The following is a 14,198-nucleotide window of genomic DNA, read 5'->3' on the forward strand; positions in this document are numbered from 1 at the left end:
GCTTGTCCCGATGTGTTCCTAAGAAAATATTAAAAAGTTGCATGGTTAAATTCAATCTTTGTATTTTGAGTATCAATACAGTTTCGCATTTTGAATATCTGCAAAGGTTTATAATTATCAATGGTTGATAAGTTGAGAGATATAATATTTGGGAGAATGGAATTACTTCGCATATTTGTGAGTTGGCAGCAAGTGTAAAGGACGACACGACAACAACAAACAGACGACTAAAAACAGAGAAAAAGTAAACCATTTTGACAGGTGAACACAGACATAAAAACGATACAACAAACGGACAACGAGTAAGCCGACACTCATTTCCTACCCTTCTGTGTTTTAATTTTTTCCCCACCGCACAAAAAAAATTGAATTTCTATTGCCACCCACAAATGGCATATTTGGTTTTTCCGACACACAAGCCAACGCTCAAAAAACCAAAAGAGCCATTTTTTAGCCAACGCACGGACAGAAAGACCGACAATAAAAAGTAATTTAGCGAACTAATAAATAAAGAGAATTTTAAATGAGTGAAGACCAAAAACGAATATTAGAACAACAACTTTGGAATATAGCCAATACGCTGAGAGGCAAAATGAATGCGGACGAGTTTCGTGACTATATTTTAGGCTTCATTTTCTATAAATACCTGAGCGAGAAAATGGAAATTTTCGCAAACGACATCTTGAAGCAAGACAAAATCAAGTTTCGGGAAATAACGCCAAAAACAGCACAAGCCAACGACTTTTTGGAAGCAATCAAAGAAGAAGCCTTGGAAAAGTTAGGTTACTTCCTTAGACCCGAAGAACTCTTTACCGAAGTGGCTAAAAGAGGAATGGGCAACAATGAAGACATTGACCTTTTTGACGAAAGCAAAACAAACTTCATATTGGAAGACCTTCAAAAAATACTGACCAACATACAGCTGAGTACAATGGGTACTGACAGCGAAGAGGACTTTGACAACCTCTTTGAAGATATGGATTTGAACAGTACCAAATTGGGCAAGACACCCGAAGCAAGAAATACAATTATTGCAAAGGTGCTAACGCACCTTGACAAGATTGATTTCAAGTTGGAAAATACGGAATTAGATGTTTTGGGTGATGCTTACGAATATTTGATTGGTCAATTTGCCAGCGGAGCAGGTAAAAAAGCAGGTGAATTTTACACCCCACAGGAAGTTTCTAAAATATTGGCAAAGATTGTTACTACAGGAAAGCAAAAACTAAAATCAGTTTACGACCCTACTTGTGGTTCAGGCTCTTTGTTGTTGCGTGTAGCCCGAGAAGTTAAAGACGTGGCAATGTTTTACGGACAAGAGATGAACCGTACAACATACAACCTTGCCCGAATGAATATGATTTTGCACGGTGTGCATTATCGCCAGTTTGACATTAAGCAAGAAGATACACTTGAATATCCTCAACATATAGAACATTTACCTTTTGAAGCCATTGTTGCCAATCCGCCTTTTTCTGCCAAATGGAGTGCGAACCCTATTTTTACAAGTGATGACCGTTTTAGCCAATACGGAAAATTAGCACCTGCAAGCAAAGCAGATTTTGCCTTTGTGCAACATATGATTTACCATTTGGCTGAAAATGGAACTATGGCCATTGTATTACCACACGGTGCACTGTTCAGAGGTGGAGCAGAACAACACATTCGTAAATTTTTGATTGAAAACAAAAACTACTTAGATGCGGTGATTGGCTTACCCGAAAAGATATTTTTTGGAACGGACATTCCGACTTGTATAATGGTTTTCAAGAAATGCAGAGAAAATCCAAATGATGTAGTTTTTATTGATGCCAGCCAACACTATGCAAAAGGAACTCAGAATTATTTGAGACAAGAGGACATTGATAAAATCATAAACACCTATCAAAACAGGATAACAGAAGACAAGTATAGTTTTGTGGCTTCTCTTGAACAGATACGTGAAAACGATTACAACTTGAACATACCTCGCTATGTAGATACATTTGAGGAAGAAGAGGAAATTGATTTAGATGCAGTTTCTGCCAAATTGGTTGACTTGGAGAAAGCCATCAAAACTACTGAAAGCGAGATAGCTAAATTTTGTAAAGAATTGAACATTTCAACGCCTTTTTAATGATGAGAAATACCAATACAAAACCAGTTTTGCGATTTCCTGAATTTAAAGAGGATTGGAAACCTGTACAACTCAAGGAAATTTTAAAAGAACATAAATCAAGAAACACGAAAAACCAAGTTGAGGAAGTGTTTTCTGTCGCCAAAGAAAAAGGTGTTATTAACCAAATAGAACATTTAGGAAGGTCTTATGCTTCTGAAGATATTTCAAATTACAAAGTAATTTATCCAAATGATGTCGTTTACACAAAAAGCCCAACAGCAGGATTTCCTTTTGGTATTATCAAACAAAATAAATTAGACCGTACTGGAGTAGTTTCTGTACTGTATGCAGTATTTAAACCAAAAAATGTTGAATTGGGTTTATTGCTTGATATTTATTTTTCTTCTTGGGTAAACACTTACAATTATCTTGTGCCCTTGGTTCATAAAGGTGCTAAAAACACAATGAACATTGGAAATGAAGATTTTTTAAATGGTGCTAAAATTTACCTTCCAACTCAAAAAGATGAACAGAAAAAAATCACAGATTTTTTAATTCAGATAGACAACCGCATTGCTCAACTCACAGAGAAAAAAGAGAATTTAGAGCTATACAAGAAAGGAATTACGCAAAAAATATTCTCCCAAAAACTTCGCTTTAAAGATGAAAATGGCAAGGGATTTCCTGAATGGAAAAAACATTCTATAAAGAAAGTTCTAGACAGATATTCTAAACCTGTAGATGTTAACCCAAGTCAATTATACACTCAAATCGGAATCAGGTCACACGGAAAAGGAATTTTTCATAAAGAAGCTGTTTCAGGTAAAAGTCTCGGAAATAAGAGAGTATTTTGGATTGAAGAAGACAAGCTAATTCTAAATATTGTTTTTGCTTGGGAAAGAGCAATTACAAAGACAACATCATCAGAAAAAGGAATGGTAGCATCTCATAGGTTTCCTATGTATCAACCAAAACAAGGATTGTTAAACCTTGATTATATCCTTTTATTTTTCCTTACACCAAGAGGTAAAACATACCTTGAATTAGCTTCACCAGGAGGAGCAGGAAGAAATAAAACACTCGGGCAATCAGAATTTGAAAAATTGAAGATTTATCTTCCATCAATTGAAGAGCAAGAAAAAATTGTTTCATTTCTAAATGAAATAAGCAAACAAATTGAATTAGTCAATGAGCAGTTGGAAGAAACCCGAACCTTTAAAAGGGCATTGTTAAGTAAATTATTTTGCTAAATGAAAGAGGATAAAGACAATATAGACAAATGGCTAAAATTCCTTGACCCAGAAAATCTGAAAGGGAACTTGATGTTTTCATCTCTTTACATTGCTTCGTTTGAAGCATTCAAGGACTATGTCGTTGATGAAGTGAAGTTTTTCTTCAATACAGGCTTTTCAGAAGGCGAGTTTACTTTTTCAGAAGAATACATTACCAAAGTAAAGGCATTAGACAAGAGTATTTTAAAAGCAACATTAATTTGGCTTAAAGACTTAGAAGCAATTGAAGACAAGGACATTGAAACCTATGATGAATTAAGGCAATACAGAAACAAGTTATCACACGAGTTAATGACATTGCTCTTTGATGGGTTACCACAAGAACTTCCAGAAAAATTTGCTCAACTGATAGCATTAAGAGTAAAAATTGAAAAGTGGTGGATAATGAATATCGAAATCCCTACTAATCCCGATTTTGATGAAAGTCCCGAAGTAAAAGAAGAGGATATAATGACTTCTTCTCAAATATTCAATCAACTTATTTTTGATATGTTGTCGGGTGATGAAAAGAAAGCATCCTATTATCAAAATGAATTTAAGCAGAGATTTAATAAGTAATGGCTAAACAAAGCGAACAAATATTAGAAGAACAGTTGATTGCCCAGTTACAAAAATTGGGTTACGGTTATATATCGCTCAATAGTGAAGCGGCTTTGTTGGGCAACCTTAAAAACCAATTAGAAAAGCACAACAATATTTCTCTTTCAGATGCTGAATTTGACAAAGTGCTAAACCTTTTGAACAAAGGTTCAGTTTTTGAAAAATCAAAAACACTTCGACAAAAACAACACATTGTAAGAGACAACGGAGATAATCTCTATTTTGAATTTTTGAATACAGAACATTGGTGTCAAAACCAATATCAGGTAACCAACCAAGTAAGCCAAGAAGGGAAATACAAAAACCGTTATGATGTTACCATTCTAATCAACGGTTTGCCCTTGGTTCAAATAGAACTAAAACGCAGAGGTTTAGAACTGAAAGAAGCGTTTAACCAAGTAAATCGCTATCAACGCCATTCATTTGGTGCAAATTCTGCTTTGTATCAATATGTTCAAATTTTCATTATCAGCAACGGAGTAAACACAAAGTATTACGCCAATAACCGCAACCAAAGTTTTAAGCAAACTTTTTATTGGACAGATGTTGAGAACAAGCGATTGACCAATATTCTCAACGGTTTTACAGATGCTTTTCTAGAACCTTGCCACATCAGTAAAATGATTTGCAAGTACATTGTTTTGAATGAGGCTTACAAAATACCAATGGTGCTTCGTCCGTATCAATTCTATGCAGTAGAAGCATTGATTGACAGAGTAAAAAACTCCAACAAAAACGGTTATATATGGCATACGACAGGTTCGGGCAAGACTTTAACCAGTTTTAAAGCCAGTCAAATTTTGATGAATTTGCCAGAAGTTCACAAAGTTGTTTTTGTGGTGGACAGAAAAGATTTGGATTATCAAACCACCAAAGAGTTCAACAGTTTTAGTGACGGTTGCATTGACGGAACAGACAACACCGCCAATTTGGTAAAGCAGTTTATCGGTACATACAAAGACAAAAAAGGCGAAGCCAAAAACACAAAACTGATTGTTACCACCATTCAGAAACTCAATACTGCCATCAGTAAATTGAAGTACGAAAAGAAAATGACAGACTTGAAAGACAAGCGAATTATTTTCATTTTTGACGAGTGCCACCGAAGCCAATTTGGAGAAACACACAACAGAATAAAAGAGTATTTCAACAATGCTCAAATGTTCGGATTTACAGGAACTCCCATTTTTGCCGACAATGCCAACAAAAACGAATTGGGCAAACGCACAACCAAAGACCTTTTTGAAGACTGTTTGCACAAATACGTAATTACAGATGCCATCAAAGATGAAAACGTATTGAAGTTTTCAGTTGAGTATGTAGGCAGATACAAGCAAAAAGACACAGCAACCGAAATTGATATTGAGGTTGAAGACATTGACACGCAAGAGTTGATGGAAGATGAAAAGCGATTAGAAAAAATTGCTGATTACATCATCAACAATCATAACCGAAAAACGCACAGTAGAGATTTTTCGGCAATGTTTTGCGTGGACAGCGTAAAGTCATTGATTCGCTATTACGATATTTTCAAACGCAAAAAATTAGCAGGAGAACACAATCTAAATATTGCAACCATTTTCAGCTATGCAGCCAACGAAGATGATGCAGATGCCAATGGCTTTATTCCCGAAGAAGTTTCTGTAGTTGAAGAACCGAGAGCATTATATGGCTTGCAAGCCCACAGCCGTGAGAAGTTGGATGAATTTATTGAAGACTACAATCAATTGTATGATGTAAAGTATTCCACCAAAACCAGTGAGGATTTTTACAACTACTACAACGATATTTCAAAGAAACTGAAAGACCGTGAACGCCAACCCGAAAATGTAAATAATCGCATAGATGTTTTATTGGTGGTGAATATGTTCCTAACAGGTTTTGATGCCAAAAAAGTGAACACACTTTACGTTGACAAGAACTTAAAATATCACGGATTGATTCAAGCATTCAGCCGAACCAATCGTATTTTAAACGAGCAGAAATCGCAGGGTAATATTGTTGTTTTCAGAAATCTGAAAAACAGAACAGACGAAGCCATTACCCTATTCAGCAACAAAGAAGCGATTGAGGTTATTATAATGAAACCTTATGAAGATTATGTTGCCAAGTTTGATGAAGCCTTTGAAAAGTTGTTGGAAGTTACACCGACAACAGATGCAGTTAACGACCTTGAAAGCGAAGATGACGAACTGAATTTCATTAAGGCATTTCGTGACTTGATGAGAATTAAAAACATTCTCACTGCCTTTTCAGACTTCAAATGGGAAGACCTGCAAATGAACGAGCAACTTTTTGAGGACTTCAAAAGCAAATACCTTGACTTATACGACAAAGTAAAAAGCAACCACCAAAAAGAGAAAGTTTCCATTTTGGAAGATGTTGACTTTGAATTGGAGTTGATACACCGTGATGAAATCAATGTTGCTTATATCATTCAGCTTTTAATCAAACTGAAATCTCAAACACAGAAAGACACGACAAAAGCAGAAAAGGAAATTTTCAATTTATTGAGTACAGAAGCTACTCTAAGAAGCAAACGAGAGCTCATAGAGAAATTTATTTTAGAGAATCTTCCAGTCATAAGCGACCCCGACAACATTACAACTGCCTTTGAGGAGTTTTGGAACGAAGAACAACAAAAGGAATTTTCTAAAATTGTACAAGAAGAAAATCTATCTGCCGAGAAAACCGAAAAACTCATTGAAGATTATCTTTTTGCAGAAAGAGAACCACTCCGTGACGAAGTTTTGGAACTCATTGAAGGCGAAAAACCAAGCTTACTGCAACGTAAAAAATTAGGAGACCGAATTTTGAAACGGATTGTTGATTTTGTAGAGACATTTATTAACGGAATGAATTTGAATTGATTTATAAAATATGGAAGCTAAATATATTAATCTTAGTGCACTGAAAGAATTTGTTGAACATCACAAGTTGACCAATAGAAAGTCAATTACTCAATTTAGTGCTTTAGTAACTATCCAGACAGCTAAGAATAAAATTACAAAACAAGAGATGAATGTAGGTGTAACTTTTGATGGATATGAAAACTACGGTACAGTTACTATACTAGAAAGTGATATTGACCCATATTTATATCCTACAGTATTTTTAGCCCAATGGCAAAAAATGGAACATATCGAAAACGAGTTTTTAAGAATTACAGATACCCACACTAAGAATCCAGATATAGGTAAGTATGAAGTAAGAATTTTGTAATAGGTCGATAAAAACTTGGACACAAAACTAAGTTAATAATTAATTAGATTTGTGTATGTCAAAGCATAGGAAAACGTGGTCTTCAGAAGAAAAGGAGAAGATAGTACTTTACTCAATTGAGCATGGGGTTAGTGTTGCTTCAAGGGAATTTGGGGTGTCGTCTGTAAGTATTTATAGTTGGAAAGAGAAGTTTGACCAACTGGGTAAAACAGGTTTACCTCCAGGGTCGATGTCAGATTCTGAGCGTGAGTTAAAACAATTGCGTCGAGAAAACGAAGCTCTTAAACGGATCGTGGCCGAAAAAGAGTTAGCTATTCAGATTAAAGATTCCCTTTTAAAAAAAAGTCAATCCCTAAAGAAATGAAAATCATGGTTGTTGACGAGTTTTTAGAGCAAGGGAAGCCAAAATCAATAGTGTTGAAGCATGTAGGGTTAGCTAGAAGTAGCTATTATTATACATCTACTGGCACAAAACCCGGTAAAAAGACCTCTCAGTTTGTCTATGATTTAGAAAACAACAGGCATGATTTGGAGTATGTTTTGCAAGAAACCAAGAAACTTTTGGAGGGAGAATTTGTGGATTACGGTTATTATAAAACCTATCGCTATTTAAACCAAGAAAAGGGGTTAAAGATAGGTGCTTATAGAACCTACAAACTCATGAAAGAGCATAATTTACTGAAATTTCAACGCAATAATACCAAAAGAACTAGCCGAAATTGGGTAAAAGACCTCGTCCCTAATGTACAAAGCGAATTTAGTTTCCTTGAATTTGACATTAAGTATGTTTATATCCAAGGAACACGCTCAAATGCACAAGTACTGACCGTTTTAGATGTTTTTTCAAGATGGCAACTTGGACAATACATCGCAAATTCTATTAAATCAGAAGATGTAATTAGACTTTTTGAGCAAATTTTTGAAACTTATCCTATGCCTAAGCAATTTATCGTAAGAAATGATAATGGTTCTCAATTTGAAGCAACAATAGTTCAGGAATATTTAAGACAAAAAGGAGTTAATCAGGAATTTACGAAGCCTGCTACTCCGCAACAGAATGCACATATTGAGTCCTATCATTCAATCTTAGAGAGTGCTGTTTGTCAGAGATTTGAGTTTGAAGATTTGCAAGATTTCAAACAAGTGATGCATAGATGGAAAAAATTTTATAACTTCGAAAGAATACATGGAGGTTTACAATATATGTCTCCTCGAAAATTCCTCGAATCAATACAAGTAGAAATAGACCCTACGTGGTAAAATAAAGTAAATAAACTGTCCAAGTATTTGCGTTTAAGACAATTTTTCCCCTTCAAAGATTGAGGGAATAGGTACATAAATAAATTAAGATGAAAATAAGTATAACAGATAAAGCTTTTTTAGATGCATTTGACCACCTAAATTCTTATTATTTAGATGAACACAAAAAGAATGCTCTTGACTTATTCATCTTAAAGACGAATGCTAATGAATTTGACATAAGCCATTTACAAAACTGTTTATTAGAACCGCTTGCAAGCTATTCTTTATCTCGAAAAGTTAAAGAAAAGTATAAAAACAAACCAATGGAGCTTTCTACAAAAGCCAGAGAAAAATTCATAGATTACTTAAAAAACAAAGGAGAATTAGGAGAGCTATTATTGTACTGCTTTTTGGAATCACATTTGAATGCTCCTAAAATCTTATCTAAATTAGAATTGAAGACTTCAACCAGCCTTTATGTAAACGGGGCTGATGGTGTTCATTATCTTAAACTATCGGACGGAAATTATCAGTTAATTTTCGGTGAATCAAAAAGCATAGCGGATTTAACTTCCGCAATTTCTGAATCCTTTAAGTCAATATATGAGTTCAAGAATGAAATAAATTCGAAAGGCAATTCAAAAAGTGGTCTTCGTTATGAAAAAAGTTTAATAAGCGACCACCTTGAAAAAGAAACCTTTTCAGAGGAGGAGAAAGAATTTATCGAAAAAATTATTTATCCAGTCCGTACAAATACATTTGAGGTTGATGACGCTTTTGGCATCTTCATTGGCTATGAAATAAAAGTCTCCTCTGAAATGAAGCGGCTAACTCAAATCGATTTCCGTAAAGAAGTAAAGAACCAAATTGAAAACGAGATTAATGGCAAGTTAGATTTCATTAAAAAGAAAATAGAAGATTACGAATTATTTGGTCATAATTTTTATATCTACATTCTGCCTTTCACAAACCTAGCTAAGTCAAATAGTACCATTCTTATAAGTATAACCAAATGAGTATTATAGAGGAATTAGCGGGCAAGACACTTAGTGACGACTATTTTAAGGAGTTGTTCTTAAAAGCTGAAATTAAATCAGCTTACAACTTTTTTCAAATGCAAAAAGAAAAGTTAAATGCAAAGGAATTTACTGATATTTTACGGTTTGCAGATATTTTATCACGTTCAGAAGATTCAGAATCAAAAAATAAGGCATACAAAATTGTAAGTTTACTCATTGATGATTATAAAGACGACCCTATATTTAGGGCTTTTTCTAGTTCTATTTTACTGAAGTTAGGGAATTTTCCAGCTCTAAGCTTTCTTGAAAATTCCAATAACGATTTGGATAAACACTCATCAGAAATGTTATTTGAGAGAGCTATTAAAGAAACATTTCAACAGATTCCAAACAGTAACTTTATTTTCACAGATTCACAATATGCAATATTTGAAGAACTTAAAAACAACAACCACTTTAGTTTTTCAGGTCCGACTTCTCTTGGTAAATCTTTTATTATTAAAGCGTTTGTTCGATTTCTAATATCAGAGCATAAGGGTACAGACAATATCATAATTCTTGTACCAACAAGAGCACTTATCAATCAAACAGTTCTATATCTTAAAGAAGAGTTTAAAGATGTCGAGAATTACAGAGTTTTAGCACATCCACTCGTTCCTGCATTCTATAGACAAGAAAATTCAAGGTATATTTTTGTATTTACACCTGAAAGATTACTTGCTTATTTGTCTGAACCTAAGAATCCTAAAATTGACTATTTATTTGTTGATGAAGCCCAGAAAATAATCTCTGAGAAAGACACTAGAAGCCCATTATATTACTACTCGATTTTACAAGCTGAAAGAAAAAGCATCAAGTTGTTTTTTGCATCACCCAATATACCTAACCCTGAAATTTTTCTTCAATTATTTGAAAAAAACACAGATGAAAAACTAAGTATTAAAAATTCCCCTGTTTCACAAAATCGGTATTTCTTAGATTTGACAGAGAAGAAATGTTTACTATTAAGTGAATTTAATACAGAACAATCAATTCCAATAAAATTAGAAAATACTAACTTTTTCTATTGGCTCAAAACTCTAACAGGTGAACAAAAAAGCATTGTTTACTGTAATACAAAAGAAGACACTATTAATTTTGCACTTCAATTTGCTTCTACTCTTCCTGATAAGGACAATGAGCGAATTAATGAGGTAATTGATTTAATAAAAGATTACCTGCACAAGAAATATTTCTTGATTGATTGCTTAAAAAAGGGGGTTGCATTTCATTTTGGTAGCTTACCACAACGTATTAGAGAAAAAGTTGAAAAGCTTTTTGAAGATAGGGACATTGATTATGTTTTTTGCACTTCAACACTTTTAGAGGGAGTTAATTTACCTGCAAAGAATATATTTATTTTAAGCAACGCTATTGGATTGACAAAGTTTTCGGATATAGATTTTTGGAATCTAGCAGGAAGAGCCGGTAGGTTGACAAAAGAGTTGTCAGGCAATATTATTTGTACACGAATTGAAAATAAAAAAAACAGATGGGACAAACCTGAAACTGATTTATCTGTTGTTAAAGATAAAACGATTAAAGAAATAAATCCATTAATTATTTCAGGAAGAAAGAATTTTTTTGAAAATATAGGAGCTTCACTATCGGGAGAAAAATTCACAAAGAAAAATCCTTCAAATAATGAAATTAGTGTTTGGAATCAATATGCAAATATTGCTTTGATACACGAACTTCGCTCTGATGATTCTGTTCTTCGCTCTAATTTTATTTCAAAGAATGATCGGGCAAAAAAATTATTGCAAGACGAAAAGAAAAAAAATTCAGTTCCAGAAAGGATTTTAGCCATTTCCCCTATGATAAAGGCAAAATATCAAAATGGGATTTTCAACTCAAATAATTTAGAAGATGAAGTGCTACCAATAGAAATAAATTACCAAACGGTACTTGACAAACTCAAAAAGCTTAGTTCTTATTATAGGTGGGACATAGAAGAAAGCGGAGGACGTAGTCCAATGTATAAATCAGAGAATAGCTTAAATTACTATGCTACAATAATGAATAATTGGCTTAATTCTACACCACTTAACTTGATGATTACCAATGCAATTGTATTCTATACAAAACAAGGGGTTTACTATAATCAAAATCAAGAACAACCTTTTGATGCTTCTAATCCGTACCATATAAATTTTGTGATAAATGAGCTGATAACCAACATTGATAACATTTTACGATTTAAGTTTAAAAATTATTTTGAGAATTTTTATTTACTACTTGATAAAAAATTAGGGAGCAAAAATGCAGGAGTTAATTGGTCTGAATATCTTGAATATGGGACAACGGATTATAAAGTTATTGAATTACAGAATATTGGTATTCCAAGACACCTCTCAATGTTTATACTCAAAAAACATTCAGATTGCTTGACTTTTGAGGAACGATATTTAGTAGCCTTTAATCACAAAAAACTTCTTGATTCGGTAGACAAAAAGTCCGCTGAATTTAAAGAGTTAAATGAAATATTTGCTTATGAGAAAGATAAGGAATAACAAATCCCAACACACAAAATCACACACATTGCCAAGTCGCACCAGCCAACACACAAACCAAAACTTGGCAAAGAGTGTGATTTTCCCAACGCAGAAAGAAATTCAATTTTTTTTCTCCTTCCCTCTTGAAAAAATTAAAACACTCGACACACTAACCTACACGACAAAGACCGTTAAACTCAACAATGACAATGGTTTACAGACACGGACGACAAGAACGCCAGCACACAACAGGCGGTTTGCCGTCATTGGCGGTTAAGTGCTTAATTTGGTCATTTGTGCTTTCCATTTGCTTTTGTATTAAAGTGAAACATTTGTGCTTTCTATCGCCACCGAACGGCAAGCCGCTGGGACGTTGCCGGCAAGTGTATGACGACAGTGCAAACATGAAACGGACGTCCAAAAATTAAACATTAACACAAGGACAAACCATTTTGACAAGTGACAAACATACTGACCACATTTCAAGCGTTGAACGAGTCAGCCGATCCCCATGGCTATCGGGACACAAGCCAATTATTCTCAGGAAAAGCAAAAGTGCCGTTTCTGCTATCGCACCGACAAACAATCACTTCGGAAACGATAAATTTCCGTATTTTGACCAATTAAAAATATTTACAAGACAATAGAACATGACTGACAATTTAGAGCTGGAAAAAACCCTTTGGGCAGCAGCCGACAAACTCCGCAACAACATTGACGCTGCGGGTTGGGAGTATAATGAATGTTTCAAAAAAATACATAAACAATAAATAGACTAATGGCTTATGTACAATAACTATATTCATTCTAATTTTGCACTTTCAATTCAATAATATATGAAAGTACTTTCTGGTTTAACACTAACCATTCTATTTACTTTGGTTCTATTGTCCTCTTGCAAAAAAAACGAAGATGAATCTACAAATACTGCAAATAACATTACCATACTCAATACCAATGAATGGAAAGTAGTTTCGCATCACGCACAACCTAAAACACAAGGAAATTTAGGTGGTGGATTTGAAACTCAGGCATTTAGTTTACAATCGCCCAACGAATTGCGTTGGTATTTGTGGTTTAAACATATGTCCGGTTATCAAGATCCAATTGAAATCATTTTAAACAACCTAAATACTGTTGTAGTAAATAAACCAACAGGGAATACCGGAACTGATTTCAGACCTTTCAAAACAATTTATGGTGGAGATACATGGGAAACACATATTCCATTTTCAAATACTTATAGTTTAGCGGTTTTTAAGAATAATCAAAACATTAATATAAAACTTGATAGCAATGCTACCAACATAAGAAGACTGCAAGCATCGGAAGACGGATTGTTGAATAATTCAGAGGTGAATGGCGGAACAAATACGGTGTCGCACTTTCACTTTGGCACAAATAAATGGAAAACAAATGCTTTTTTCGCCTCCCAATTTGTATCTGTACGTTTTGATAACCGGACTTACGTAATCAATTTAAATAAAAATACCAGCCAAGACGGCTTAGGAATACATTCTGAAACAGATAATAAAGTAACGGGTTCTCAAGGAAATATTGTTTATACGATGCAAGAAGAAAATCATCTTACTATGTCTTCCGTTGGCTTTATTTTACACAGTTCACAACATGGAGATAATGTTTTTGTAGCGATTGATGCCAATGGAAATAAGTTTGAAGTCTATAAAATAAACTTAACCAATTTTACCATTCAAAAGGTTCTTGATGAAACTAAAGTAGGCACTTACACACAATATGCGAATGAAATTGATGATGAGGGAAATTTGTATATTGTAGAAAATAGAGTTGAAAATCAAACTTCACATTTTAGCATTAGAAAATATAAAACAACAGGTGGAAACGAGGTGATATTGAAAGAAACAGGTTTGAAGGAGCATACTCAGATACATGCACTCAAGTATTTTAACGATAAGTTACATGCAGCGGTGGTTTACAGACAAGAAAATCCGGATAATTGGATGGATAATACTTACCACATGCAGATTATTGCTAAAAAATAAAGTTGGATGTATCCAAATCCAATTAAACCAAGTTAGTTGGTAAATAAAGTGTTGGTTTATTTGTTTTATTGGCTTTCCCAAATCTTGCTTGTTTGATTGTAACTTAAAATCGATATAAGAAGATAATTGAGGTCAACATGTTTTCCTTTTTGTTTTATCAATTTTTTAAA

The 14,198-nt window shown here is 33.9% G+C and carries 10 protein-coding genes; all 10 read left to right on the forward strand.

Annotation, left to right across the window (positions count from 1 at the left end; all coding sequences use genetic code 11):
• Nucleotides 1–523 precede the first annotated feature (523 nt).
• The 10 genes from M0R38_03920 (at nucleotide 524) to M0R38_03965 (ending at nucleotide 14,028) form a co-directional block, all read left to right on the forward strand.
• On the forward strand, nucleotides 524–2,116 hold the full coding sequence (locus tag M0R38_03920; GenBank protein ID MCK9480895.1) for a type I restriction-modification system subunit M: 1,593 nt from the start codon (nucleotides 524–526) through the stop codon (nucleotides 2,114–2,116).
• Nucleotides 2,116–3,348, forward strand: a complete 1,233-nt coding sequence (locus tag M0R38_03925; GenBank protein ID MCK9480896.1) for a restriction endonuclease subunit S — start codon at nucleotides 2,116–2,118, stop codon at nucleotides 3,346–3,348. The genes M0R38_03920 and M0R38_03925 overlap by 1 nt, the downstream gene beginning before the upstream one ends.
• Nucleotides 3,349–3,948 carry a hypothetical protein gene (locus M0R38_03930; GenBank protein ID MCK9480897.1) on the forward strand — a complete coding sequence of 200 codons (600 nt, stop codon included), beginning with the start codon at nucleotides 3,349–3,351 and terminating at the stop codon, nucleotides 3,946–3,948. It begins immediately after the preceding gene.
• Nucleotides 3,948–6,860: a type I restriction endonuclease subunit R gene (locus M0R38_03935; GenBank protein ID MCK9480898.1), complete on the forward strand. Its 2,913-nt coding sequence runs from the start codon at nucleotides 3,948–3,950 to the stop codon at nucleotides 6,858–6,860. The genes M0R38_03930 and M0R38_03935 overlap by 1 nt, the downstream gene beginning before the upstream one ends.
• 10 nt (nucleotides 6,861–6,870) lie before the next feature.
• Nucleotides 6,871–7,212: a hypothetical protein gene (locus M0R38_03940; protein ID MCK9480899.1), complete on the forward strand. Its 342-nt coding sequence runs from the start codon at nucleotides 6,871–6,873 to the stop codon at nucleotides 7,210–7,212.
• A gap of 55 nt (nucleotides 7,213–7,267) precedes the next feature.
• Nucleotides 7,268–7,576, forward strand: coding sequence for a transposase (locus M0R38_03945; protein ID MCK9480900.1), 309 nt, complete (start codon nucleotides 7,268–7,270; stop codon nucleotides 7,574–7,576).
• A complete protein-coding gene (locus M0R38_03950) occupies nucleotides 7,573–8,472 on the forward strand; it encodes an integrase core domain-containing protein (protein ID MCK9480901.1) in 900 nt (299 codons plus the stop codon). The genes M0R38_03945 and M0R38_03950 overlap by 4 nt, the downstream gene beginning before the upstream one ends.
• Before the next feature lie 89 nt (nucleotides 8,473–8,561).
• Nucleotides 8,562–9,470: a DUF1837 domain-containing protein gene (locus M0R38_03955; GenBank protein MCK9480902.1), complete on the forward strand. Its 909-nt coding sequence runs from the start codon at nucleotides 8,562–8,564 to the stop codon at nucleotides 9,468–9,470.
• Entirely contained in the window at nucleotides 9,467–12,025 is a 2,559-nt protein-coding gene (locus M0R38_03960) for a DEAD/DEAH box helicase (GenBank protein MCK9480903.1), read from the forward strand. The genes M0R38_03955 and M0R38_03960 overlap by 4 nt, the downstream gene beginning before the upstream one ends.
• An 818-nt stretch (nucleotides 12,026–12,843) precedes the next feature.
• Entirely contained in the window at nucleotides 12,844–14,028 is a 1,185-nt protein-coding gene (locus M0R38_03965; protein ID MCK9480904.1) for a hypothetical protein, read from the forward strand.
• Nucleotides 14,029–14,198 lie beyond the last annotated feature (170 nt).

It is taken from the genome of Bacteroidia bacterium (assembly GCA_023228875.1).
GTDB lineage: Bacteria > Bacteroidota > Bacteroidia > NS11-12g > UBA955 > JALOAG01.